This window comes from Microbulbifer litoralis, from assembly GCF_023634065.1.
GTDB lineage: Bacteria > Pseudomonadota > Gammaproteobacteria > Pseudomonadales > Cellvibrionaceae > Microbulbifer > Microbulbifer litoralis.
This window is the reverse complement of record NZ_JALKCV010000012.1, coordinates 32,243-56,547: the sequence shown is the minus strand read 5'-3', so window position 1 is coordinate 56,547 and position 24,305 is coordinate 32,243. Positions and strand designations below refer to the sequence as shown.

Sequence of the window (24,305 nt, the reverse complement as noted above, 5' to 3'; positions counted from 1 at the left end):
GGAGTCCCATCATGACTGCCAACATCGATCCCTTTGCCGCCGCCCCGTCCCTGATGAAAAGCTGGATCGGCACGTCACTCGCCGTCGCCGCCAGCCTCGAGTCCAGCCTTATCGAGCTGGTGAAGATCCGCGCCTCGCAGATCAACGGCTGCGCCAACTGCATCAATATGCATACGGTGGAAGCCCGCGCGCAGGGGGAGACCGAACAGCGCATCTACCTGCTGTCCGCCTGGCGCGAGGCCCCCTGCTATACGGATCGCGAACGCGCCGCCTTCGGCTGGACCGAGGCCCTGACCCGGCTCTCCGAAGGGCATACGCACGAGGAGGCGCGGGAGGCGCTGGTCGAGCATTTCTCCGCGGAGGAGCAGGTGAATCTCACCCTGATGATCAATGTCATCAACGGCTGGAACCGGCTCGCGGTGGGCTTCGGTCTGTGGATCGAGCCCGAGGCTGCGAAGGCCGGGGCCAGGGGAACGGCGGCCTGATGGCCGCTGATGCGCTTGCGGAGGCAGCGGGCAGCTTCGACCCGCTGCGCCCGGGCCTGGTGCGGGTCGCCTATCGCATGCTGGGCTCGGTCGCCGATGCCGAGGATATTGTCCAGGAGGCCTTCATTCGCTGGATGGGGACCGATCGCGATCGGGTGCGCGAGCCTGAAGCCTTCCTGCGCCGCACCGTCACGCGGCTCTGTCTCGACCAGCTCAAATCCGCGCGCCACCGGCGCGAAACCTATATCGGCCCGTGGCTTCCCGAGCCACTGCTCGAAGAGCAGGAGGGCGAGGATGTCACCCTGCCGCTGATGCTCGCCCTGGAGCGCCTCTCGCCATTGGAGCGGGCGGCTTTCCTGCTGCACGATGTGTTCGGTCTCGGTTTTGAGGAAGTGGCCGGGACCATCCGGCGCAGCCCGGCCGCCTGCCGGCAGCTCGCCGCCCGCGCGCGCAAGCGAGTCCGCGACGCGCGGCCCCGCTACGAGGTGGACAGGAAACGCGGCCTCGAACTCGCCGAGGCCTTCTTTGCCGCTTCCCGCAGTGGCGATATGAAGGCGCTCGGCTCGATGTTGGCGGCCGATATCAGCCTGCACGCCGATGGCGGCGGCAAGCGTTCGGCGGCTACGCAGCCCGTGGTCGGTTTTTATTCCGTGTTGAAGTTGCACGAAGGGCTGGCGGCGCTGTTTATCAAGCACGGCTCACAGCTTGTTCGCACCGGCTTCATCAACGGGTTGCCCGGGTTTATCACGCGGGAGGCCGATGGGGAAATCCAGGTGACCGCGCTGGATATCGAGGATGGCAAGGTTGCGGCGATCTATGTGGTGCGGAACCCGGACAAGCTGGGGCACCTGCACTGATCGGATGATAAAAAGGCGCACTGGGTCGTGCGCCCCAATTCAGATAATGACTTTGCTCTTGAGCGTCTTGGTCGCCTTGTCCAGCGCCTGCAACACCCGGTCCTTGTCGTAATTGCGGATCTTGTCCAGGTCCATATGCATGGAGAAGCCGGGCGCGTGGTCTTCCAGGTAGCTCTGCTGTCCACCCAGGTTCTTGCGCAGGTCGGTCACCTGGTAAACCTTCACCGGGGTACTGAAGCCCTTCACCGTCACATGGCCCTTGTCGCGGCACATGACCGAGTGCTTGATCAGCGCCCAGCTCTCGTGGCTGATCAGGATTTCCCCCGGCTGCGCGGCACCCTCGAGGCGCGCGGCCAGGTTTACGTGGGTGCCCATCACCGTGTAGGACTGGTGATGGGCGGTGCCGAAAATGCCCACGGTGCAGTAGCCGGTATTGATACCCATGCGCACCTGCAGCGGCCGGGCGATGCCCTTGTTGTACCACTCCTGCTTCATTTCACGCACGCGCTTGCGCATCGCCAGAGCCATGGCCACGCAGCGCAGGGTATCGGATTTGGGGCCCTTGCTCTCGTCGTCCCCGAACACCACCATCACCGCGTCGCCGATGAACTTGTCGATGGTGCCGCCGTACTGGCCGGCAATACGCGCCATTTCCGACAGGTAGTTGTTCAGCAGCAGGGTAAAGGTCTCCGCCTCCAGCTCTTCGGTCAGCTGGCTGAAATCCTTGATATCGGAAAAGAACACGGTCAGCAGCTTGCGCTCGGTCGCCAGCTCGTTCTCGCGGCCGTTGGTCACCGCGCGCCACAGGCGTTGGGGCAGGTACTTGGACAGCTTGTAGGTCCGCATCTTGTTCACATGCTGTTCGCTGGTCAGCGTGCGGTTGGTCTTCTTCAGGCTGGCAATCTGCTTGTGGGTATAGAAGGCGTAGGCACAGAAATAGGTGAAGACACCGATCAGGCTGGCGGCGCTGATGGTCAGGTCAGCGTTGACCACCATGGTCGGCTTGTGGATCAGGTAGCCGGTGCCGACGCCGAGTAGCAGCCCGGTGTTGTGTTCGAACCAGCGGCGTCCGCCACCCTCGGTCAGCGCATTGAACTGCACCATGGTGACGAACAGCAGCGTGGGCAGCAGGCTGAAATTGGCCAGCGCGATGGCGATACCGATCATGGCCGCGTCGGTGAACGACAGCCAGCGCCGGATATTGGGCGCATTCTCGGGAAGGGCGTGGCGGCTGATACGGTAGGCGATTGCCGTATAGACCAGCAGCAGGGCGGCCATGCCCAGCAGCAAAACCTTGTCCAGGTTCCAGGGGGAGGACCAACTGACCGCGTTCAGCAGCGTACCCGCCGCCGCGAAACAGATCAGGGTGCGGAAGTAATACGGATAGCGAGAATCAACATTCCGCCCGGCGTTTTCAACAGGCTGGTCCTGCATTGGAAGTTGTCTTTTGTTGCGCAGAAAATAACCAAACTGGTGTCGTGCGGCAGCTTTTACCAAAAATGAGAGCTGGCGCACGCGGCAGCCGGGAAGTGTACTCTGCCCGGACGAATATTGCGAAGTTCTTTCTCGCGCACCGCCGCCCTGCGGTAGAATCCCCCGTTTTGTTGACGCCAAAGACAGGAGAGAGCGATGGATGCCCTGACGGCCCTGCACAATCGAGTCTCGATCGGTGTGCTGACCGATCCGTCACCGGATGAGACGCAGCGGCAGAACATCTTCCGCGCCGCCCTGCGCGCGGCGGACCACGGCCTCCTGCGCCCGTGGCGTTTCCTGCTGGTGGAAGGGGAGGCCCGCCATCGCCTGGGCGAGGTCTTCCTGCGCGCGGCCGAGCAGGCGGCCGGCGAGCCGCTGGGCGCCGGCCAGCGGGAGAAAACCCTGAACATGCCCCTGCGCGCCCCGCTGCTGGTGGTGGCCATCACTTGCCTGCGGGACCACCCCAAGGTCCCGCATCTGGAACAGCACCAGTCCACCGCCGGCGCCGTACAGGCCATGCTGACCGCCGCCTTCGCCGAGGGCGTCGGCGCCTACTGGCGCACCGGCCCCCTGGCCACCAACCCGCTGGTGGCGGAACAACTGGGCCTGGCGGACAACGAGCGCATCGACGGCTTCATCTATATGGGCACCCCCCAGAAACCACCCCGCAGCGCCCCGGATCTGCCCCTGGAGGAATTTTTTACCCACTGGGAGGCACATTAGGGTTGCACTGCCGCCCTCGTTTTTGTAAAGTGCGCGCTCGCTGAACGGGGCTATGTCCCTGATTTAGCAGGCAATTTGAGCTTCGCCGAGCGAAGTAAAAAACCGCAGGCGTGCGGTTCGGAGTCGATGGGACGGCCGACGAAACGTGACAATCAGAATCCGGTGAGGTGTCCGAGTGGCTGAGCCGGAGCGTAGCGGAGACCACGCCCGTAGGGCGTAACGAGCACGCAGGCGTGCGGTTCGGAGTCGATGAGACGGCCGGCGAAACGTGACAATCAGAATCCGGTGAGGTGTCCGAGTGGCTGAAGGAGCACGCCTGGAAAGTGTGTATACCGCAAGGTATCGAGGGTTCGAATCCCTCCCTCACCGCCACATACAAAAAAGGCCCCATGCTCGCGCATGGGGCCTTTTTTGTATGTGGCGGTGAGGAGGATTTGGGTGAGAGCCCCGTTCGAGCCGGAGGCGCGTAGCGCCGGAGACCAGCGAGCGAAGCGAGCTAATCCCTCCCCGGGTGGCGCCCCCGAAATTTGTTCAGTTCCCCAAGCGGCTCAAAGAAGAAAGATTGAGCCAGGGGCGAGCGGCCTGAGTCCCCCGTTCCCCTCGGTATGGTTGGGCTGGTCAGCAGTTATCGCACCTTAAAGCCGTACTCTTTCGCGTACCGTTGCAACAACTGGTTGAAGGTGGGCGTATTGCCCCGCACCAGGCCAGCAGCCGCCCGGCGTACGGGGGGTGCAACGCAGCAATGCGTGCGGCAGGGCTGTGGCCTCAATCGCTTGACCACTAAATAACGGCTCATTAATCACGCAATCCCTTGCTTAATAAGCCGTCAACGTGGCATTGGGGCTCGCACTTCCTACAGCGATCCTAAAAACGCCAGAAGCGCTTCGCGGTCTTCGCTGCTGAGGTTGGTAAAGCGGTTTTTAATCGCTTCAGCTTCACCGCCATGCCAGACGATGGCTTCGGTGAGGGTGCGGGCGCGGCCATCGTGTAAATAGCCAACGGGTATGTCGCCGGCGACGTATTTTGTGTAGCCGATGCCCCACAACGCTGGTGTGCGCCACATGCGGCCGTTGGCGACGCCTTCGGCAAAGTCATCGGCCAAGCCTTCGCCCATATCGTGCAGCAGCAGGTCGGTGTATGGCCGAATTGTCTGGTTGCGGACTTCGGCGAAGCGCGAACGCGCGCTGGTTTGTATTTCGCCAACATGGCAAGCGTTACAGCGGATGTCGTTGAACACTTGCTCGCCTTGCTCGATCTTATTGGGATCGACGTCCAGGTAGGGTAATGGGGACACGCCTCGGGGAAAACCGCTTACTTGGCTGCGTTGCGCGGGTACCGCCAACAAATGCAAGTAATCGGTCATCAGTTGCAGCGCGTCATCGGGTAAGCCAGCTTCGGTACCGCTGGCAGGATCGCAGTATTTCGGGCCGGCCAAACAGTCACGGTTTGGATAAACCGATGAGGTCACTGACATATCGAGCAGGGCGGCGTTGGCTACCTGGTGACGCAGGCTGACCTTGCCTGCTTTCCAGCCATAGCGGCCTAAGCGTACCTCGCCGCTTTCGGGATCGTAAGCGTAGTTGGCTGTGCCGAGTACGCCATCCTCGTCTGGTGTGCTGCGAACTCGTGCCAGAATGGTGTCATCGGCAATGGCCTCTAACAGCCCCATGCCAATTAACGGTTGCGCCGCGCGCAGCGAATACGAGTCGGGTACCGGTCCTTCAAAGGCGATAGTGGGTTTGCGCAGTGTAATCACATTGCCATCGGCAAGGGTTACCTTGTGGCTCTCGAAGCCAGCCACATAAGCGGCGTTGCCCCAGTTTTCGCTGGCGCCGCTGGTAGTGGAGCGCGCATTCATTTGCAAACTTTGGCCATAGACAGGATGTGGCCAGTAGTATTCACCACTGTCGGGGTTGTTGTTGTTCTCAGCGCCACCCACACGCACCACCATGGTGTCTAATCGTTGATTGGCGACTACCGGTGCAACGCTGCGGCCATTATTGATATGGCAGCTGACGCAGGTCGATTGGTTGAAATGGTGACCTTGGAGTTCCCGGCCTGCATCATTGCGGTCGTTGCCGGCTTCATTGTGCTCGCCGCTCCAGAGGTTGGTGTGTAACCAGCGCCGGCCCTCCATAAAACGCTGGATATTTTGCATGCCGACGTTGTTGTGGGGTTGTTGAAAGATAAAGCTGGCATTGTCGGCGTAATCGTATGACACCGAACCCAATCCACCCTGTAGGGTGTGCTTGGGCAAGGGTTCGTTCATCAACCGCGGCTGTAGGCCATACCAGGGGCGCAAACCTTCCCCCATTACGTAAGTCAGTTCGTTGGTATAATAACGAACTGCGCCATCATCGCCGATTGCATCCATGGCCGCGCGAGTCGAGAAAAACGAGCTGGTGAACTCGATGATGTCGCCTTTTTCCAACGGCCGCGCTGGCACGTTTCCGCCGCCGGGCACCAACACGCCGTCGGCATTCTCGACCAGGGCGCTGTGGCCGGGATAGGTATCGAACACCACGCTGCAGCCGTCGTTGGCACCGGTAATCCCGTCGTAGCCGCTATTGGGTCTCCTTAGCTTGTTGTTGGCAGGTTTGGGGACTACCTCACATGGCGCGCCATCGCTGAGATAGGTTGAATCATCAAGCAGATCACCAGGGCTCATCCAGCCAAAACCGGTGACATTGGGGTCATCGAAGCGGCGTACAAAGGAATGTCCTCCACCTTTCTGCGCCTGCTGAAAGTACTGGTTGACGATAATGTGTGGCTCGGTGACACCAGGGACGTTGCTGTTGTCGATAAACTCAACGCCCCAGGTGCGGTTCTTAAAGTAATTGGCGACAAAGTTCAGGTGTGCACCAGGCCCCTTGTCCACCGGGTTGCCTTGACCATCAACGGTATCATTGCGGCCAAAACCGTATTCATTCCACTCCTCGCCGCGTTCACGCGCGTGGCGTGAGCGGCCGACCATGCCAAAACGGGTCACCAGCGTGCCATCGGCCAGGGTAAAACTGATACTTTCAATCGGGTCCGCTGGCGCTGGTGGGGGCTGGCGGCCACTACCGTCTAATGGGTAAGACAGATAGGAGGTGTCCAGTGTTGGCATTGAATTATCGCGACCGGGTGTTTTGAACTCGGCCTCAAATAGCGAGTAGCCATACTGGGTGTGGCGACGAATACCTTGCAGGAGCACATACTGGGCGTCGATATTGAGGTTGAAAAAAGCCTCGGTGTCGCCTTTACCGGCGGTGATGTAGCGCAATTGATACCAGTCTTCCGCATTGTCGGAAATATAGATGGCGTATTCATCGGCATACGCGTTTTCCCAGTAAAGTTTCATATAACCGATAGCGGTTTTGCTACCAAAATCGAACTGCAGCCAGGCATCGTCGGGGTCGGCGATATCGTCATTCCAGGCACTTTCCCAGCGGCTGCTGAAATCGCCATCAACGGCTTTTGCAGCAGTGTTATTGTCGTTTTCGTCACCGGATGAGCTCGCGGTGATGGCAGTGATGGGTATGGGTTGCGCTAACTGACTTTTGTCATAGTCAGCTGCCAGGCGCAGCGCTGCCGGTGGCGCTGGTAGTACAGGCGCATCAGCGGACGGCAGTGGGCTGATACCGGTGACTGGCGCTGACTCAAAATCTGGTTCGGGTAGTTCGCCAATGGGAGGGGACTCGGGGTCGGGTTCGGCAGGCACTTCCGCAGGTGGTGCGCTGTCATTGTCGTCAGAGCTACCCCCGCCACCGCAGGCTGATATCGTCAATGTTAAAAATAGGGTGAGGAACCAGCGCATGGTCAGTTTTTCTCCAATTTCGATTATCGAGAGCCAATACTTGGTGGCAAATCCGCTGTATTGGAAAAATTTTCCTATCTTAACAGGCTCTTCGTGGAGAAAATGTGAGCTTATAGCATAATCGCCCCTTTGATAGGGGCACTGGTGAGAAGGTATTCGCGGATGTAAGTGGGCACTATGCGCTGTGCTGGGGATCAGCTCTCCGAGGGATATCAGCAGTGTAGATTTGCGACGGCCTGAATATGAAGCCGGTGGCTTCACGCTAATTTACGAAGAGCCCTGTTTTGAACCTGCCATGGGGTTCTCCACTCCGGGCTCTCGTGCTGCCATTCCCGGGAAGCGAAAGCGCCTTACTCTGCAGATGCAGCCTCGCCCTGTATTTTTCCCGCAAGCAATGCTTTCAAGCGGTCTCTCGTGCGCGCACCAAAAGCTCCAATATCCACCCCAATCCCATAAAGCGCCGGCACCAGCAATAGCGTCACAAAGAAGGCCACAAACACCCCAAACGCCAGTGCCACCACAATCGGCTGCAGGAAGGCCGCCTGGATGCTGCGCTCCATCATCATCGGCATCAGGCCGACGATGGTGGTGACGGTGGTCAGCAGGATGGGGCGGAAGCGGGCTGCGCCGGCTTCGACGATGGCTTTCAGCGGCTCCATCCCCCTCTCCCGCAAGCGGTTGCAGTGGTCCATCAGCACCAGGTTGTCATTGACCACCACGCCCGCCGCGGCGGCGATGCCGAAGTAGCTGAAGATGGCCATGGTCATGCCCATGATGCCGTGGCCGAGAATGGCGCCGACGAAGGCGAAGGGGATGGCGACCAGGATCAGGATCGGCTGGAAGTAGCTGCGGAAGGCCACCGCCAGCAGGCTGTACATGGCGAAGAAGGCCATGGTGTAGAGGCCCAGGACTTCCTGGATAAAGCGCTTCTCGCCCTCGGCCTGGCCTACGGCGCCGCGGATGATGCCCGGGTGGCGTTTTTCCCAGTCGGGGAAGAAGTTCTTTTCCAGGTCTTCCATGATCTCGCCGCGCACGTCGTCTTTCAGGTCTGCCATCACCCGCGCGGCGCGGTTGCCGTTCCAGCGCTGGATGCGCTTGATACCCGGCGCGTATTCCAGGTCGGCCACCGCCAGCAGCGGTACTTCGCGGCCGTCTTCGGTGCGCACGCGGAAGTCCTTCAGGCTCTCGATGGAGCGGCGGGATTCGCGCGGGTAGCGCACCATGACCTTGACGTCCTGGCCGGCGCGGGGGAGGCGCTGGACCTCTTCACCGAAATAGGCCTGGCGCACCTGGCGGTTGACGTCCGCCAGGGTCAGCCCGAGCCGGGTGGCGCCGGGCTTGAGTTCGATGCGGATTTCCTCAGAGGCGCCCTCCAGGTTGTTGCGCACGTCGTAGAGACTTTCGTAGGTACGCAGTTTGTCTTCCAGCTCCGCGGTGGCCTCGCGCAGTACGCCCAGGTCCGGGTGGCGGATGGACAGCTCGAAACCGGGGCCGTTGTTGTTGAAGGAATACTGTACCGACACTTCCTTGGCGTCGGGCACGTCGCCGATCAGTTCCCGCAGGCGCAGCGCGGCGTCCTTGGCCGACATCTCGCGGACTTCCGGCGGCGCCAGTTGCACGATGGCCATGACGCTGTCGCGCCGGGAGCGGGTGTACCAGTTCTCGATCAGTGCACCCTGGCCGTCGGTGCGCTCGTTGACTTCGTGTTCCAGCTGCTTCTCGGCGTCCTGCAATTGGGCCAGGATTTCCAGTGCGCGGCTGTAGGGCGCGCCCTCGGGCATGGTCACGTTGACGATAACCTGGTCGGATTCGATCTCCGGCATAAAGCTTTTCTTGACCCAGCCGCTGCCGAACAGGCCGAAGCCGATCATCAGCACGGCGACAAAAATACTTGCGGTCAGGTAGCGGTGGTCCACGGCCCACTGGCCGATACGGCGGTAGCGGTGCTGGGCGAAATGGACGATGCCGTCGGCGATGCGTTTCTGCATGCGCCCGAACCGGCCGAGTTCGGTGCGCGGTTTCAGGTTGCCGAGGTGTGCCGGCAGGATAAACAGGGATTCAATCAGCGAGAACAGCAGTGCCAGTATCACCACCCAGGTGATATGGCGGGTGAACTCGCTGGTGGAACCGGAGATGAAAATCCACGGCAGGAAAGCGAGTATGGTGGTCACGACGGCGAAGATCACCGGCTTGGCCACCAGTTGGGTGCCGAGCACGGCCGCGTCCAGCCCGCCGCCCGCGTGTCGGTGTTCGGGGTTGTGGGATTCGGTATGGATGCTTTCGCCCACCACGATGGCATCGTCCACGACGATCCCCAGCACCAGCAGGAAGGCGAAGGTGGACAGCATGTTCAGGGACACGCCGACGCTCGGCAGCAGCACGAAGGCGCCGGCGTAGGCGGTGGCAATACCGATCGCGACCCAGAAGGCCACCTTCGGGCGCAGACTCAGTACCAGTACCAACAGCACCAGGATCAGGCCCTGGAAGGCGGAAGTACCGATGGTATCCAGCCGGCCCTCGAAGGCCTCGGCGTTGTCGGTCCACAGCGTGAGTTTCGCACCGGGGGGCAGGGTCTCGCCGCGCTCGTCGATCCATTTGCGGATGGATTCGGAGGCGGTGACGATATCCATGGTCTCGGTGCTCATCACCTGCAGCAGCACCGCCGGCTCGCCGTTGAGGGTGGCGAGGATTTCGTTGTCTTCAAAGCCATCTATCACCGTGGCCACATCGCCCACGCGGATGGTGCCGCCGTCGTCGGTCTGGCGCACGATGATATCGGCAAATTCCTGTTCGCTATCCGCCTGGTTGCGCACTTTCAGCTGGTAGGCGCCCACCTCGGTGCGCACGGTGCCCGCGGACTGGTTGATGGAGCTGTTGCGGATGGCATCGGCCACGTCCTGGAACGTCATGCCGTAGCGGCGCAGCGCGCGCTCGCTGACTTCCACCGAGACTTCCTCCCGGCGGGTGCCGAACAATTCCACGATGGAGATGGCCGGCAGGGTGGCGGCCTCGCGCCGCAGTTGTTCCGCCAGCCGTTTCAGTTTCCGCTCGCCCAGGTCGCCGTGGACGGCCACGCGGATAAACTCCTCGCGGTTGACCCACTGGTGCACCTGCGGCGGTTCGATATCGCGCGGGAAAGAAGAGATACCGTCGACGCGGATCTTGACGTCGTTCATGAAGCGGGAGAAATCCACCGAGGTCTCGGCCAGGATATACACTTCGCCCATGCCCTCGGAGGAGGTGGAACGCACCCAGTCGATATTGTCCAGGTCGCTGACCGACTCCTCGATACGGGCGACGATCTGCTCCTCCACTTCCTGCGGTGCGGCGCCCGGCCAGGCGACGCGGATTTCCAGGCCCGGGAAGCGCACCTGCGGGTCCATTTCCCGCTCCATACTGAAGAACCCGATCAGGCCGGCCACGAAAATGCCCACCATGGCCAGATTGGCGGCGACGCTGTTGCGGGCCCACCATGCGATCAACTTGTTCATCTGCGCACTCCGTTACTTGCGGGCCAGGTGGGTGATGGGTTGCACCTGCATGCCGTCGACGGCATTGGCGACGGTGGAGGTCACCACGCGCTCGCCATCGGCGACACCGGAGGCGACCACAACGCGGTTTTCGGACGTGGAGAGGACATCCACGGTGCGGATATCCAGTTGATCATCCCCGTCGACCACGTACACCTTGTCGGCGTTGCGCAGTGCCTCGCGCGGCAGTACCACCGCGCGGCGCTCGCGGGTGCTCTGGGCCTCGGCGCTCACGAAGAGCCCCACCGCCAGGGGGGCGCCGTCACTGGCGCCGGCACCGTAGGGGTCGTTCACTTCCGCCACGGCGTAGATCAGGCGGGTCTGCTGGTCTACCGAGGCCTGGGTACGCACGATGCGCCCGCGCCACTGGTGCTGCCGGGAGCCCACCTGGGCCGACAGGGTGACCTGCGGGCCCGGATTCTGTTCGCCGGCGACAAAGCCCATGGGCAGGTCCAGTTCCTGCAGTTGCGCATCGGTCAGCGGCAGCCGCACCTCCATGCGGTCGGTGGCAAAGACCCGGCCCAGCGGTGTGTTGGTGGTGACATACTGGCCCACGCCCACCGCGCGGCTGGCCACGCGGCCGCGGTAGGGCAGGGCGATGCGGGTGCGCGCCAGGTCGCGCTCGGCATCCGACAGTTCCGCCTGGGCGGAACGCAGGTTGGCTTCCGCTTCCGCGACCTGGGGCCGGTTTACCTGCAGCGGCGTCGGCTCCCTGTCCGGATTCAGCTGCAGCCACTGCTGGCGCTTGATGGAGGCGGCCGCCCGGGCCTGCAGCAGCAGGACTTCCGCCTGTGCCACACCGGCCTTGGCGCGGGCCAGGGCGAGCCGGTAATCGGCGTCGTCCAGCTGGACCAGGGTTTCGCCGGGCTCGAAGCCGGCGCCCTCGGCGAAATTATCGGAAATGGCGACGATGCGGCCGGACACCTCGGCAGAGAGATCGATTTCGGTATGCGCGCGAACTTCCCCCTGGGTGCGCACATTGAGATGGACCGCCTGTTCCCGCGCCTGGGTGTACACCAGCGATACCAGGCGCTGCTCTTCCTCTTTTTTCTCGGGCGCCTGTTTGGCGGCGGACATCAACTGGACAGCCCCGAAAGCCACTGCCAGCACGGCGACCGGTGCGGCAGCTTTGAAGTATTTCTTGTTCATCGGTCTCATCTTGCCTGGGTTGTGAAATCCGCCTGTGGCGGTCGTTATTGTTGGCGGGTTCATGGGAGCACGAAATGCCCGGGTCGGCCACGTCCCGGAGCCGGAGCGAACCGGATCGGCGGCGAATGTCCATGCCAACGGGGTTATTGACTGGGCGGGGTGGGAATCTGGATGCAGCCCCGGAAAAAAATTGCCGGGGGTGGAAGTTGTTCGGTGTCAAAGTGTGCCAAATGGCAGGAAAGTCCTGTTCCGGTAGCGTGCCATGGGGTCCGCCGCGATTGAGCGTGTGCCATTGACCTGTAGGAGAAGGACCCGAGAGCGGGCCCTTCCCATTCCCTCTGTCTATTCCTGCAGGGCTTTGGCAATGCCGGCGAATACGGACTGTTCCGGATCGAAACCGAACACCTCGCAGGGGGCGAAACCCTTGCAGGTGTGGATGTAGGAGCCGTCGTCCCGCAGCAGCATCTGCAGCAGGGTGCCGGCCACAATGCTGCCGCCCACCGGGCCGAGTTTGCCGCCGTTCCTCTCCGCCTCGGACAGGGTGTAGAACCACAGCGGAGTCTCGTCCATGCCCAGCGCTGCGATGGCCACGTGTTTTTCCTGCGCTTCCAGGTCCATGTTCCGGGCCGTCTGTTCGCCGCTCGGCAGGTGGAAGGTCAACTGGCCGCGGATCAGGTTGCGGGCCGCCAGGTTGTTCTGCGGCGGCTCCGCAAAGGGCAGGTTGAACAGAGCGCTGGCCAGCCTGGTGTCGATCGCCTTGGCTTTCAGGTAGCTGCTGCCGTCCAGGTCGAACAGGTATTTCCAGTCGATATTCATGTATTCCTCGACCGGAGAGAAAGTGTCGAAGGCGAACAGGTCACCGGCCACCACGTCGTTGAGGCGGTAGTCCTGGCGAATAAAACTGTGGCCGAAGCGGTAGGCGGCGCCGGCGAACTCCACCGGCATGGCGGGAGCCGTTTCCCAGTCTATCGGGCCGGGCAGCTTTCCGGATTCGAAGCCGCTGATATAGTCGGCCAGCACCGATTGTTCCACCACTGCCGGCAGGAATTCGTTGACCACCAGCCATTGGTAGGTGCGGCGGCACAGTGCCTGGGCCTGGTGGAAGGTATCTGCGGCATCCGGCAGGTCGCGTTTGTTGATCTTGCCGGCTTCAATCCGGTCGACGACGAAGTTGTGGAAACGGATAAACAGGCTCTGCAGTTGGACGATAAAAATATTCTCGTCGTTGCGTGGGTCGCCGATGATGGCGGTGGAGGGAATACCATTGCGATGCACCCGCTGTACATCCAGTGGGTTCCTGTCGGTGCCGACAAGCAGGTGGTGGCCGTCGTAGAGGAAAGGGCTCGCTTCGGGGCCGTCCAGGTAGATGGAATCCAGGTCCAGGCGCGGGGTGCGGAAATTCTCGATCCGCTCCGGGTTGCCCGCGGCGTGGCCGAGCCGGGTGGTGGCATCCAGGGTGATATCGTGATCGATAAACTGGCCGAAGATTGCGAGGCCAATCGGGGTGTCGGTATCGGTACTGGTATTTTCGTCGTCTTCCTCCATCAGGGTGGAGAGCTTGGCCAGCTCTTCCTCGTCAAATGGCTGGTCGCTGCGGGCGGCCCAGATACGCCCGAAATGACTGCGGAAACGATCGTGGCAGGCATCCTCCTCGCGCGAGGTTCTCTCCAGCAGGTCGGGGAGTCCGTAGCGCATACCGTGCGGTCTTTTCATGATGTTTTCTCCTTGTGTTTTCGGTTTTCCGTCGACCTCACGAAATGATTGGATCCGCTTATCCGCCGTTGATGGCAGGGTGTCTCTTGGTGGACCACGAGGCTCCAGCCGGGGTGGTGGCAAATCGGGGGAACGTAATCTGCTACCGGCTGGTGAAATCGGGCGGATAGAAATCAGATCGCCCCCGGAGCCCGCGTTTCCGATACGCGTGCGCGCTACCGGTACGCGGTCTCCGTCGCGGGCGGGGGTGAGTCTACAACAGCTTCAGCGGCAATTTCTTTGCCGGGTAATGGTGTGTAATTGCAGCCAGTACGTCGGTTTTTATTGTTGTTTAAAGCCGCGCCCGATTGATTCTTTTGTTCCGCATCGGGCGCTGTCTTTACTGTTTTTCGGTGCTATGGCGTATTGGCTTTTTCCAGGAATCCAGGCTGGCGGAAAATCATTTTCCGGTACATTTCATTCTCTGCCTGTCACGGCCGATACAGGGCGACTATCGGTGGATCTGGCAGGCCTTTTGGCAGTTTTATTTCGCAGCAGGTCGGCGGCTTTTTCGGCCAGGGCGATGGTCGGCGCATTGGTGTTACCGCTGACGATATTCGGCATGATGGAGGCATCCACGACCCGCAGCCTGCCGATACCCCGGACGCGAAGTTGCGGGTCCACGACTGCCAGCGCATCGTCGCCCATCCTGCAGCTGCCCACGGGGTGATAGACGCTTTCCGCGTGGGCGCGGATAAAGTCGATCACCTCTTGCCGCCGTCGAAGGCGCCGCTCCGGGAGCCAGTATTTCCGGTGGTACTGCTGCAGTGCCGGCTGGTCGATGATTTCGCTGGCCTGTTGTACGCCTTCGATCAACACATCGAGATCTGCGGCGCTGTGCAGGTAGTTGGCGTCGATCCGCGGCAGGTCGGTGGGATCGGCGCTGCGCAGGCGGACGCTGCCGCGGCTCTGCGGGCGCAGGCCGCACACGTGCAGGGAGTAGCCGTAACCCCAGCGCCGGTCGCGGCCGTGATCGAATAGCGGGCCGGCGGTCAGGTGGAACTGCAGGTCGGGAAACTCACCGGCGCGGGAGGACTTGCTGAAGCCGCCGGCCTCGGCGCCGTTACTGGTCAGCATGCCGCAGTTCCGGAAATGGAGTTGCGGCAGGCTGGCGGCGGCCTTCAGCAGCGGCCAGGGGGCGTTGTTGAAGGTGATGGGCCGGTTGACCCGAACAACCTGGGTCACGTCCAGGTGGTCCTGCAGGTTCTCGCCCACACCCGGCAGGTGCAGGCGGGTGGCAATGCCGTGTTGCCGCAATTGTCGTTCGCAGCCGATGCCGGACAGAAGCAGCAGCTGGGGCGACTGCAGCGCACCGGCGCACAGGATGACCTCCCGCCGCGCCGCCACTCTGGGGCCGCGCAGCAGTTGCACACCGGTGGCGGTGTCGGCGCGAAACAGGATCCGCTCCGCCCGGGCGTCGGTGATGACCGTCAGGTTGTCCCGCATCGCCACCGGGTGCAGGTAGGCATTGGCAGCGGAACAGCGGCGACCGTTTTTCTGTGTGACCTGGAAGAAGCCGAAGCCGGCCTGGTGTTCGCCGTTGAAATCGCTGTTGAGCGGGTGACCGGCCTCTGCGGCGGCCTGTACAAAGGCTTCGCCGGCACCGGTTTTGTAGCGCAGGTCCGATACCGACAGGGGACCATCGCCACTGTGCAGCTTGCAGGCGCCGCGCTCGTTGCCCTCCGCGCGGAGAAAATACGGCAGCATCGACCGCCAGTCCCAGCCGGGATTGCCGGCGCGCGCCCAGTCGTCGTAATCGCCGGCATTGCCGCGGATGTAGACCATCGCGTTGATGGCGCTGGAGCCGCCGAGGGTGCGCCCGCGGGGCCAGAACAGGCGGCGGTCGTTGAGCCGTTCCTGCGGTTCCGTGTAGTGGCCGAGGTTGTAGCGGTCGCCGGCCACCAGCAGGCCGATACCGATGGGGATACGGATCAGCGCACTGTTGTCCGGCGGCCCGGCCTCCAGCAGGCAGACACTGTGGCGCCCGTCGGCACTGAGGCGGTTGGCCATTACACAGCCGGCGGAGCCGCCGCCCACAATGACATAATCGAATTCCAGTGTTTCTCTCATACCGCCCCCGTTTATTGTTTTTTTGTGGCTGTTCTTTCGGGTTGCTTGCGGGTTGTCGTTATCCCGGCGCAATCCGTTGCAGGCTGTTCTTGCAGCGCTCCAGTAGTTGCGTCAGGTCGATCGCCTGCGGGTTGACCAGCCACTGGTAAATGGCACCGAACACCAGTGCGCAATACTGCTCGGCAAAACCCTCCGCCGAGTAATGTTCCGCATCGAACCGCGGGCACTGGCTGGCCCAGCGGGCCGCCTGGCGGCGCTGGCTGGTGTGGATCTCCTGCAGCTTGCGGGTCATATCCGAGTGGTGATCGATGGTGTGGTAATAGAGTTTGAACATCGCCCGCAGCCGATCCGGATCGGTCTGCACGAAATTCTGCAGCGCGCTGACCGCGGCGAGGATGGTGTCCAGACCGCTGCTGCCGGCGATGGCGCGGTCCAGTTCGCCACACCACAGGTTGTGCAGGTGCTCGATCAGTGCGCTGTAAAACACGTCCTTGGTCTTGTAGCGGTAGGCGGCGAGGCCGCGGCTGTAGCCGGCCTCTGTTCCGATATCCGCCAGGGTGGCCCGCTGCGGCCCCTGTTCCACGATCAGCCGGACGGCGGCGTCGAACATCCGCCGATCCGACTGGGCAGTGCGCTCCGCCTGGGTCATGCGCGCTTTCCCGGTACTCATCTGTTGTCACACCCTGTTTATGGCGCAGATCCGGACCCGGTTCTGCCTGTTGGAGCCAGTCTATTCAATAAACATACTTGCGGCAAGCAAGTATGTTATCTATGATGCTGGAAAAGTCACAAATCCGGCCGGTCGATGGGAGAGGCAGTGTCATGGAGCGAATGCTTTTCGACAGCGAGCACGACATGTTCCGCGAGTCAGTGCGCAAATTCCTGCAGGTGGAAGCCGTGCCGAACATGGAGCAGTGGCGCCGCGACGGCCTGGTGGATCGGGAGATTTTCCGCCGGGCGGGGGAGCAGGGCTTCCTGTTCATGTGGGCCGAGGAGCGTTTCGGCGGCCTGGGGCTCAACGATTTCCGCTACGACCAGATACTGATCGAGGAACTGTATCGCGCCGGCTGCGGCGATATCTTCATTCCCGCCCACAACCGACTGGTGGGGCGCTACCTGGGCAATCTCGCCACTGAGGAGCAAAAAGACCGCTTCTATCCCGGTTGCATCAGTGGCGAAACCATTCTCGGTATCGCCATGACCGAACCGGATACTGGCTCGGACCTGGCGTCGATGAAAACCCGCGCCGAGGACTGTGGCGATCACTGGAAACTGACCGGGGCCAAGACCTACATCTCCAACGGTATCATCGGCGACCTGTTCGTGGTGGCGGCAAAGACCGGCGGTGCGGGCGAGCGGCAACTGGGCCTGTTCCTGGTGGAACGGGGCATGGAGGGTTTCAGTCGCGGTCGCAACCTGGACAAGCTGGGTATGAAAGCCCAGGACACCGCGGAACTGTTTTTCGACGCTGTGCGTATCCCGAAAGAAAACCAGCTGGGGGATCCGGCCAGGGGTTTCTACTATCTGGTGCAGAACCTGGCCGAGGAGCGCCTGCAGAGTGGTGCCAGCTCGCTGGCGAACGCCACTGCCGCACTGGCGGAGACGCTGGCGTTCTCCCGCGAGCGGAAAGTGTTCGGCCAGCCGGTGGCCAGCTTCCAGAACAACCGCTTCCAGTTTGCCTCCATGCAGACCGAACTGGATGTGGCGCAGGTGTTTGTCGATCGCTGCGTGCTGGACCAGAACGCCAACCGGCTCGATGCCGCCGACGCGGCCAAGGTGAAACTCTTCTGTTCGGAACTTGAGGGACGCGTCGTTGACCAGTGTCTGCAGTTCCACGGCAGCGCCGGCTACATGGACGAATACCCGATTTCCCGCCGCTACGCCGATGCGCGTATTTCCAGGATTTACGCCGGTACCAGCGAGGTGATGCGGGAAATTATTTCCAGGGATATGGGGCTGGATTTCCGCCACAAACGATAATCCGCCGAATGCGCGCGGCGCACCGCGCAAAGCGTGATCAACAAGAGACCCGATCGTGAAAACAAGAATGACCCAGATGCTCGGTATCGAGCACCCGATTATCCAGGGCGGCATGATGTGGGTGGGGCGTGCGGAGTTGGCGTCGGCCGTCTCCAATGCCGGCGGCCTCGGCATACTGACTGCGCTGACTCAGCCGTCGCCGGAGGAATTGCTCCGCGAGATACAGCGCTGCCGGGAAATGACCGACAAACCTTTCGGCGTGAACCTGACCATACTGCCCACCATCAAGCCGGTGCCCTACGACGAGTACCTCGACGCGACCATCGAAGGCGGTGTCAAGGTGGTGGAAACTGCGGGCCGCAATCCGCAGGAATTTATTCCGCGTCTCAGGGAAAACGGGGTGCGGATCATCCACAAATGCACTTCCGTGCGCCACGCGCTCAAGGCCGAATCCATCGGCTGCGACGCGGTCAGCGTGGACGGCTTCGAGTGCGCCGGGCACCCGGGTGAGGACGACGTCACCAACCTGGTGCTGTTGCCCGCGGCGGCAAAACGGCTGACGATCCCGATGATCGCCTCCGGTGGTATCGGCAACGGTCGACAGCTGGCAGCGGCGCTAATGCTCGGCGCCGAGGCGGTGAATATGGGCACGCGCTTCGTGGCCACGCGCGAGGCCCCGGTACACGATAAGGTGAAGCAGGCCATGGTGGAGGCGGATGAACGCCAGACCACACTGATCTTCCGCAGCCTGCGCAATACCGCGCGCGTATTTGGCAACTCTATCGCGAAAGAGGTGGTCGCAATCGAAGCGAAACAGGGGGAGACGGATTTCGCCGACCTGCAGCCACTGGTCGCCGGTACGCGCGGGCGGGAACAGGTGCTGGAGGGCGGCGATATCGAGGGTGGTATCTGGACCGCCGGGCAGGTGATCGGCCTGATCGACGATATCCCCGATTGCGCCGAACTGTTGCGGCGCATGGTGGATGAGGCCGAGCAGGCGATCCGTACACGCGCGCGTTCCCTTGGCCTTTGATGTCCCCGTATCCCGCAGGATTTGACAGTGCGGGAAGCTGTGCTTAATTTCAGATTGCCCGCGGCCAGAAAAATAATCAATCCGCGGCTGTTGAGAGAGAAGATCCATGGATATTGGCGGAGTTGTGCAGAGGCCCGGTGCGGCCCGCTACCGGCTGCCACCGGCCGGTTGCAGTGCCTGGCGCCGCGCCGCCGCCGGGGGAGGCGGCCGTGATTGAAACCGGCCGCGCCGCCAGCGCCCCGCGCGTGGTTGCACAGCCGGCCAAGTTGTCGCGGCCGCAGGCGCCGCCATTCTTTATTGCCCGGGAGACACTCTGCGAGCGGCTGTGCGAGGCCGGCGGTATCAGGGTTTCCCTGGTGCGCGCCCCGGCCGGTTTCGGCAAATCCACACTCATGCAGCAGGCCTACGACCGATTGGCCGCGCGCGGCGTGCCGGCGGCCTGGATGCGGCTCGACAGCGCCGACAACGATTCCTCCCGCCTGTTGCATTTTCTCGCCCGCGCACTGGAAAAAATCAGCGATGACGCCTGGCAGCTGGACGTCGGCAATGCCCCCGGTGTTGTCGCCATGGACCTGCTGGACCGGGTCGAGAGCCTGCCGCCCCCCTTCGTACTGTTTCTCGACGACCTGGAGGTGATCCAGGACAGCGTGGCGCTGGCACTGCTGCGGCAGTTGGTGGAGAGGCTCCCCGAGGGCGCGCGCCTGCTGCTGGGCTCGCGTTCGCAACCGGATATCGGCCTGGCGCGACTGCGCCTGGGCGGGCAGTTGCTGGAAATCGATGCCAATAACCTGCGTTTCAGCGAAGCGGAAACCGCGCAGTTCCTGGCCACCAATTGCGGGCTTTCGATCAGTACGGAGGAAATTGCGCGGCTGCACCGGACCACCGAGGGCTGGGCCGCGGCCCTGTGGCTGGCCTACCTGGCGTTGGACCGGAGCGGCGATCCGGCGGCGCTGGTGGCCGGCTTTTCCGGTTCCAGCGCGCTGGTGGCCGACTACCTGGGCGAGGAGGTGCTGGCCCGGCAGCCCGGCGAACTGCGGCAGTTCATGCTGCGCACCAGCATACTGCCGCAGTTGAATGCCGAACTCTGCGATGCGCTCTGTCCCGGCACCAACAGCGCGGCAATCCTTGAACAGTTGGCCCGCACGCATCTGCTGCTGGAGCCGCTCGACGGAGAGCGCCGATGGTTCCGTTACCACAGTATGTTCGCCTCTTTCCTGCGCGCGCAGTTGCAGCTGCAGATCCCGGGCGAAATCAACGCGCTGCACCGGGCGGCATCGGACGGTTACCTGGCCCAGGGGCGGCTGGTGCCGGCGATCGAGCAGGCGCTGAAATCCGGCGATATGGCGTTTGCGCTGCCGCTGTTCTCCGAGCACGCGCAACGGTTGCTGGAGGAGGGGCGGGCACTGCTACTGACGCGGCTGATGGGCACAGTGCCGCCGCCTGCGCTGCAGCAGTGGCCCGACCTGCAGGTGGTGCACGTATGGGCGATTGCCTTTACCCGCGGCGCCGGCGAGGCGATGGCGCAGCTAGGCGACTACGAGCAGGGCAGTGCCGAGGGCTCGGCGATCCGCATGCACGGCATGGCATTGCGACCCATGCTGTTGTCGATGCTGGACCGCCACGACGAGGCCTATCGGGTGGCGCTGGAAAATATCGACCGCCTGCCGGTGCAGCATGCCTTCCCCCACGCGATCCTGCGCACCTCGCTTGCCTATGTGGCGCTGGTGGTGGGCAATTACCGCGAGGCCCAGGACCTGCTGGACGCGGGCCGCCGCCTGCAGGTGATCGACTTCAGTCCCTTTACCCATATCTACGCCCAGTGTGTCGAGGGCGCGATCGAGTTGCTGCAGGGGCGCCTGCGCCAGGCCACCGCCCGCTTCGTGCTGGCCGCCGGCGTCAACGAACGCAACGGCCGCTTTATAACCAACGGCAACGCCATGGCATCGATACTGCTGGCGGAGGTCTGGTACGAGTCCGGGCGCTTTGCCGATGCCGAGCGCTTGCTGCAGGTCTACGTGCCGCTGATGCAGCAACAGGGGGTGCCCGATCACCTGATCTGCGGCCACCGCAACCTGGCGCGTATCCTCTGTGCCCGCGGCGATACCGACGGTGCCTTCCAGACCATCACCGAGCTGGAATACTACGGCTATCGCAACGACCTGCCGCGGCTGGTGGCGAGTGCGCGGCTGGAGCGCGCCCGCATTTTCCTGCTCGAGGGTGACAAGGCCGCCTCGCGGGATGAACTCAAGCGCGCCGCGACCGCCGGCGACTGGAACCGGTTCGACAGCTGGTCCCTGTTCGGCAGCGATCTGGATTCGCCGCGGGATGCGGAGTTGCGCTGGAGGATCCACTTTGCCGACAGCGAGTCCGCGGCGCGGGAACTGAAGCGGGACATCGCCGCTGCAGAGGCCTCCGGACGCGGCCGCCGCGCGCTGAAACTGCGCCTGCTGCTGGCGTTGGCGCACTGTCGCCACGGCGACGACAACGCCGCGCTGCGGCAACTGCGCGACCTGCTCAAGATCGCCGCTTCCGAGCACTATGTGCGCCTGGTACTGGACGAGGGCGAGCTGGCGGTCCGGCTGTTGCAAAGGCTGGCCGAGCAACAGGGGCAACCCTTCCACCGGGACCAGTTACAGCGCCCGGTGGAACTGTTCCGGGCCCTGGCCGTGGATCGCGGCGACGCGCAGGCGCCGCCCCGCGCCACACCGGCGGCCGCCGGTATGCAGGAAAAGCTGACCCGCAAGGAATTCCGGGTGCTGGAACTGCTGGTGGAGGGGCTGTCCAACGGCGCCATCGGCAAGCGCATGTTCGTCTCGGAAAACACCGTCCGCACCCACCTGCGCAATATCAACGGCAAACTGCAGACCCGCAGCCGCACCGAGGCGGTCGCCGTGGCCCGCAAGCTGAACCTGATCCGCTGATCCCCCCGTCCCGACTTACCGTCGCAGGCCTGCCAAATCTCATCGGAATGGACGAGTTTTTTTCGTCTGTGTCTTCGCATACTGCTGTGGATTCCAACGCTCCGGCGGTGTTGTCAGGGTGTACGCCGACCGGGCCACTATAAAAATGAAAGCGAGGGGAGATCTCTCATGGCGATGAATAATCAATCCGGCGGTACCCTGTTCAGGTTCAGTGCCATCGCAACAGCGGTGGCGGCAACTCTTCCGGCAATGGCGCAGCAGGACGGGGGCGGTCGCCAGCTCGAGGAAGTCGTGGTCACCGCCCAGCGCCGTGCCGAGAGTATGCAGGAAGTGCCGGTGGCCGTGACCGCCGCTACCGCCGAGGACCTGCAGATGGCGCAGGTGGACAGCATCGCCGGCATCGAGCAGATTTCCTCCAGTATCAAGTTTGATGTCACCAACAGCGCTGCCAACAGTGCCAATATCATGATTCGCGGCATCGGTACGGTCGGCAACAGCCGCGCCTTCGAGGGCGCCGTGGGGGTATTCATCGACGGCGTCTACCGTACCCGCGCCGGCCAGGCAATGCAGAACTGGCTGGATATCGGCGGCCTGGAAATCCTGCGCGGTCCCCAGGGCACGCTGTTCGGCAAGAACACCTCCGCCGGCGCGCTGATCCTGAACAGCGTGGCGCCGGACCCGGATGCCGTTGCGCTGGATTACGAAGTGGGCTTCGGCAGCTACGGCAAGCAGATGGTGCGCGGTGCGGCGAATCTGCCGGTATCCGACAACCTGGCGGTGCGCATCGCCGGCCTCTGGGGGGAGCAGGACGGCTATATCGAAGATCCCAACGGCGGCGACTACAACGAGCGCAAACCGCGCGCCCTCAAGGCCCAGTTCCTGTACCAGCCCTCGGACACCTTTTCCGCCCACCTGATCGCCGACTGGTCCGATGAGGAAAACAACTGCTGTTACGGGCAGGTCGATGTGATCGATGGCCCCATGCAGCCGTTTATCGACACGGTATTGATTCCGGCCCGCGGGCTGGAGGCGCCGTCCGCCGATTTTGACGACTACGAGCAAGTACTGAGCGGCGCCACCGACCAGGGGATCGAGGACGGCGGCGTGGTTCTCAGGATGCGCTGGGACCTGGCGTCCGGCAATACGCTCAAATCCGTTACCGGCTACCGCGACTGGCGTATTTCCCAGTGGAATATGGACGGGGATTTTACCGGAGCCAATATCCTGATCATCAACGAATCCCTGTCCACCGAGATGCTCTCGCAGGAATTCACCCTGGAAGGGGACCTGGGCAGCGTCGGGCCCTTCGCCGGCGCCGACTATGTGGCCGGCGTCTATATGGCGAAGGAGGATATCGAGGCGCACCACGAACTCGGCTGGGGCGACCAGGCGCAGGCCTATTTCGATGTCTACCTGGGCGCGGCGGGGATTCCGGCGGGTGTCGCCGACGCGAGTCCGGGTATCTGGAGCGATATCGACATGCCCGCGGAGAGCACCAGCTATGCGGCCTTTACCCACTGGAACCTGGATGTCACCGATGACTTCGGCCTGACCCTGGGGGTGCGCTACTCCGAGGATGACAAGAGCGGTGTGATGGTGCGCAACTATTTCACCGAATCCCCCACCGCTGTCTTCCGCCTGTTGCGCGTGCAGCCGGGGCCGGTCTACAGCGACGACTTCGGGGACAGCGCCATCAGCGGCACCCTGGCGGCACGCTACCACCTGTCCGCCGATGCCATGGCCTACGCTTCCTACAGCCGCGGCTACAAGGCCGGCGGTGTGAATATCGACAACACGGCGGCCGGTACCCTGGACAACAATCCGGGGGAAGTGCCGGGCGCAGTGCCGCAGGATCCGACCTACAAATCCGAATTCGTCGACGGCTATGAACTGGGCCTGAAGAGCGAATACCTGGGCGGCCGCGCGCGCAGCAACCTGGCGCTCTTCTACAACGAAATGACAGACCTGCAGATAGCGCAGTTTATTGGCACCGCCTTCACGATCGACAATGCCCCGGAGGCCACCGCCTACGGCGTGGAACTGGAAAACGAATTCCTGCTCAGCGACGCCTTTACGCTGTCGTTCGACCTGACCCATATCGCCGAGGCGAAATTCGGTGACGCCCCGCTGCTGGGCGCCCTGGCGGATCGCGATTTCGCCCACGCGCCGGAGTGGGCCGGCAACCTGGCGCTGAGCCTCGACCAGCCGCTGACCGATTCGCTGGACCTGTTCGGGCGCCTGGGGCTCAATTATTCCACCGAGCTCTACACCAATACCTCCAACGATTATATGCGCGATGCCGAAAGCCAGCTGGCCGCGACCCTGGGGGTACGCCCGGCCGGTGGCGGTTGGTCGCTGGCGGCCTGGTGCCAGAACTGTAGCGACGCGCGCTATGTGACCCAGCATTTCAATTCGCCGCTGCAGGGGCCGGATTCGAACGGCTATGTCTCCGTGCCCAGAACCTACGGCCTGACATTGCGGGGCGCATTTTGATCGACGGAAGTGCAGTCAACGGACGGCCGGAAAGCCCCCG

At 62.8% G+C, this 24,305-nt stretch carries 14 protein-coding genes and 1 tRNA gene; 8 read left to right on the top strand and 7 right to left on the bottom strand.

Annotated features, from left to right (window positions below; genetic code table 11):
- Positions 1-11: 11 nt before the first annotated feature.
- A complete protein-coding gene (locus MWN76_RS16310) occupies positions 12-485 on the top strand; it encodes a carboxymuconolactone decarboxylase family protein (protein ID WP_250463196.1) in 474 nt (157 codons plus the stop codon).
- On the top strand, positions 485-1,342 hold the full coding sequence (locus tag MWN76_RS16305) for a sigma-70 family RNA polymerase sigma factor (protein WP_250463194.1): 858 nt from the start codon (positions 485-487) through the stop codon (positions 1,340-1,342). The genes MWN76_RS16310 and MWN76_RS16305 overlap by 1 nt, the downstream gene beginning before the upstream one ends.
- Positions 1,343-1,381: 39 nt before the next feature.
- Here MWN76_RS16305 and MWN76_RS16300 read toward each other — a convergent pair whose 3' ends face one another.
- Positions 1,382-2,776, bottom strand: a complete 1,395-nt coding sequence (locus MWN76_RS16300; protein ID WP_250463191.1) for an adenylate/guanylate cyclase domain-containing protein — start codon at positions 2,774-2,776, stop codon at positions 1,382-1,384.
- A gap of 195 nt (positions 2,777-2,971) precedes the next feature.
- Here MWN76_RS16300 and MWN76_RS16295 point away from each other — a divergent pair, with 195 nt between their 5' ends.
- Both MWN76_RS16295 and MWN76_RS16290 read left to right on the top strand, forming a co-directional pair.
- Positions 2,972-3,538, top strand: coding sequence for a nitroreductase family protein (locus MWN76_RS16295; protein WP_250463189.1), 567 nt, complete (start codon positions 2,972-2,974; stop codon positions 3,536-3,538).
- A 284-nt stretch (positions 3,539-3,822) separates the two neighbouring features.
- Positions 3,823-3,910, top strand: a tRNA-Ser gene (locus tag MWN76_RS16290).
- Between the two features lie 481 nt (positions 3,911-4,391).
- Here MWN76_RS16290 and MWN76_RS16285 read toward each other — a convergent pair.
- The 6 genes from MWN76_RS16285 to MWN76_RS16260 all read right to left on the bottom strand — a co-directional run bounded on the left by MWN76_RS16285 (position 4,392) and on the right by MWN76_RS16260 (position 16,508).
- Entirely contained in the window at positions 4,392-7,337 is a 2,946-nt protein-coding gene (locus MWN76_RS16285) for a di-heme oxidoredictase family protein (protein ID WP_250463187.1), read from the bottom strand.
- A 350-nt stretch (positions 7,338-7,687) separates the two neighbouring features.
- Positions 7,688-10,828, bottom strand: coding sequence for an efflux RND transporter permease subunit (locus tag MWN76_RS16280; protein WP_250463185.1), 3,141 nt, complete (start codon positions 10,826-10,828; stop codon positions 7,688-7,690).
- A 12-nt stretch (positions 10,829-10,840) separates the two neighbouring features.
- Positions 10,841-12,016: an efflux RND transporter periplasmic adaptor subunit gene (locus MWN76_RS16275; protein ID WP_250463183.1), complete on the bottom strand. Its 1,176-nt coding sequence runs from the start codon at positions 12,014-12,016 to the stop codon at positions 10,841-10,843.
- Positions 12,017-12,358: 342 nt separating this feature from the next.
- Positions 12,359-13,729, bottom strand: coding sequence for a peroxidase family protein (locus MWN76_RS16270; RefSeq protein ID WP_250463181.1), 1,371 nt, complete (start codon positions 13,727-13,729; stop codon positions 12,359-12,361).
- Positions 13,730-14,185: 456 nt separating this feature from the next.
- A complete protein-coding gene (locus MWN76_RS16265) occupies positions 14,186-15,838 on the bottom strand; it encodes a GMC family oxidoreductase (RefSeq protein WP_250463179.1) in 1,653 nt (550 codons plus the stop codon).
- A 58-nt stretch (positions 15,839-15,896) separates the two neighbouring features.
- The gene (locus tag MWN76_RS16260; protein WP_250463177.1) at positions 15,897-16,508 is read right to left on the bottom strand and encodes a TetR/AcrR family transcriptional regulator; all 612 of its coding nucleotides are present in this window, start codon (positions 16,506-16,508) and stop codon (positions 15,897-15,899) included.
- A 152-nt stretch (positions 16,509-16,660) separates the two neighbouring features.
- Here MWN76_RS16260 and MWN76_RS16255 point away from each other — a divergent pair, with 152 nt between their 5' ends.
- The 4 genes from MWN76_RS16255 to MWN76_RS16240 all read left to right on the top strand — a co-directional run bounded on the left by MWN76_RS16255 (position 16,661) and on the right by MWN76_RS16240 (position 24,265).
- Positions 16,661-17,818 (top strand): acyl-CoA dehydrogenase family protein, encoded by a 1,158-nt coding sequence (locus MWN76_RS16255; protein ID WP_250463174.1) that lies wholly within the window; start codon positions 16,661-16,663, stop codon positions 17,816-17,818.
- 55 nt (positions 17,819-17,873) lie between these two features.
- Positions 17,874-18,851 carry an NAD(P)H-dependent flavin oxidoreductase gene (locus MWN76_RS16250; protein WP_425606627.1) on the top strand — a complete coding sequence of 326 codons (978 nt, stop codon included), beginning with the start codon at positions 17,874-17,876 and terminating at the stop codon, positions 18,849-18,851.
- Between the two features lie 209 nt (positions 18,852-19,060).
- Positions 19,061-21,772, top strand: coding sequence for a winged helix-turn-helix domain-containing protein (locus MWN76_RS21190; RefSeq protein WP_250463171.1), 2,712 nt, complete (start codon positions 19,061-19,063; stop codon positions 21,770-21,772).
- A 168-nt stretch (positions 21,773-21,940) separates the two neighbouring features.
- Entirely contained in the window at positions 21,941-24,265 is a 2,325-nt protein-coding gene (locus tag MWN76_RS16240) for a TonB-dependent receptor (protein ID WP_250463168.1), read from the top strand.
- Positions 24,266-24,305: the final 40 nt, after the last annotated feature.

Coding starts and splice junctions, on each gene's coding strand:
- MWN76_RS16310 (WP_250463196.1), top strand. CDS start 12: ATGACTGCCAACATCGATCCCTTTGCCGCCGCCCCGTCCCTGATGAAA.
- MWN76_RS16305 (WP_250463194.1), top strand. CDS start 485: ATGGCCGCTGATGCGCTTGCGGAGGCAGCGGGCAGCTTCGACCCGCTG.
- MWN76_RS16300 (WP_250463191.1), bottom strand. CDS start 2,776: ATGCAGGACCAGCCTGTTGAAAACGCCGGGCGGAATGTTGATTCTCGC.
- MWN76_RS16295 (WP_250463189.1), top strand. CDS start 2,972: ATGGATGCCCTGACGGCCCTGCACAATCGAGTCTCGATCGGTGTGCTG.
- MWN76_RS16285 (WP_250463187.1), bottom strand. CDS start 7,337: ATGCGCTGGTTCCTCACCCTATTTTTAACATTGACGATATCAGCCTGC.
- MWN76_RS16280 (WP_250463185.1), bottom strand. CDS start 10,828: ATGAACAAGTTGATCGCATGGTGGGCCCGCAACAGCGTCGCCGCCAAT.
- MWN76_RS16275 (WP_250463183.1), bottom strand. CDS start 12,016: ATGAACAAGAAATACTTCAAAGCTGCCGCACCGGTCGCCGTGCTGGCA.
- MWN76_RS16270 (WP_250463181.1), bottom strand. CDS start 13,729: ATGAAAAGACCGCACGGTATGCGCTACGGACTCCCCGACCTGCTGGAG.
- MWN76_RS16265 (WP_250463179.1), bottom strand. CDS start 15,838: ATGAGAGAAACACTGGAATTCGATTATGTCATTGTGGGCGGCGGCTCC.
- MWN76_RS16260 (WP_250463177.1), bottom strand. CDS start 16,508: ATGAGTACCGGGAAAGCGCGCATGACCCAGGCGGAGCGCACTGCCCAG.
- MWN76_RS16255 (WP_250463174.1), top strand. CDS start 16,661: ATGGAGCGAATGCTTTTCGACAGCGAGCACGACATGTTCCGCGAGTCA.
- MWN76_RS16240 (WP_250463168.1), top strand. CDS start 21,941: ATGGCGATGAATAATCAATCCGGCGGTACCCTGTTCAGGTTCAGTGCC.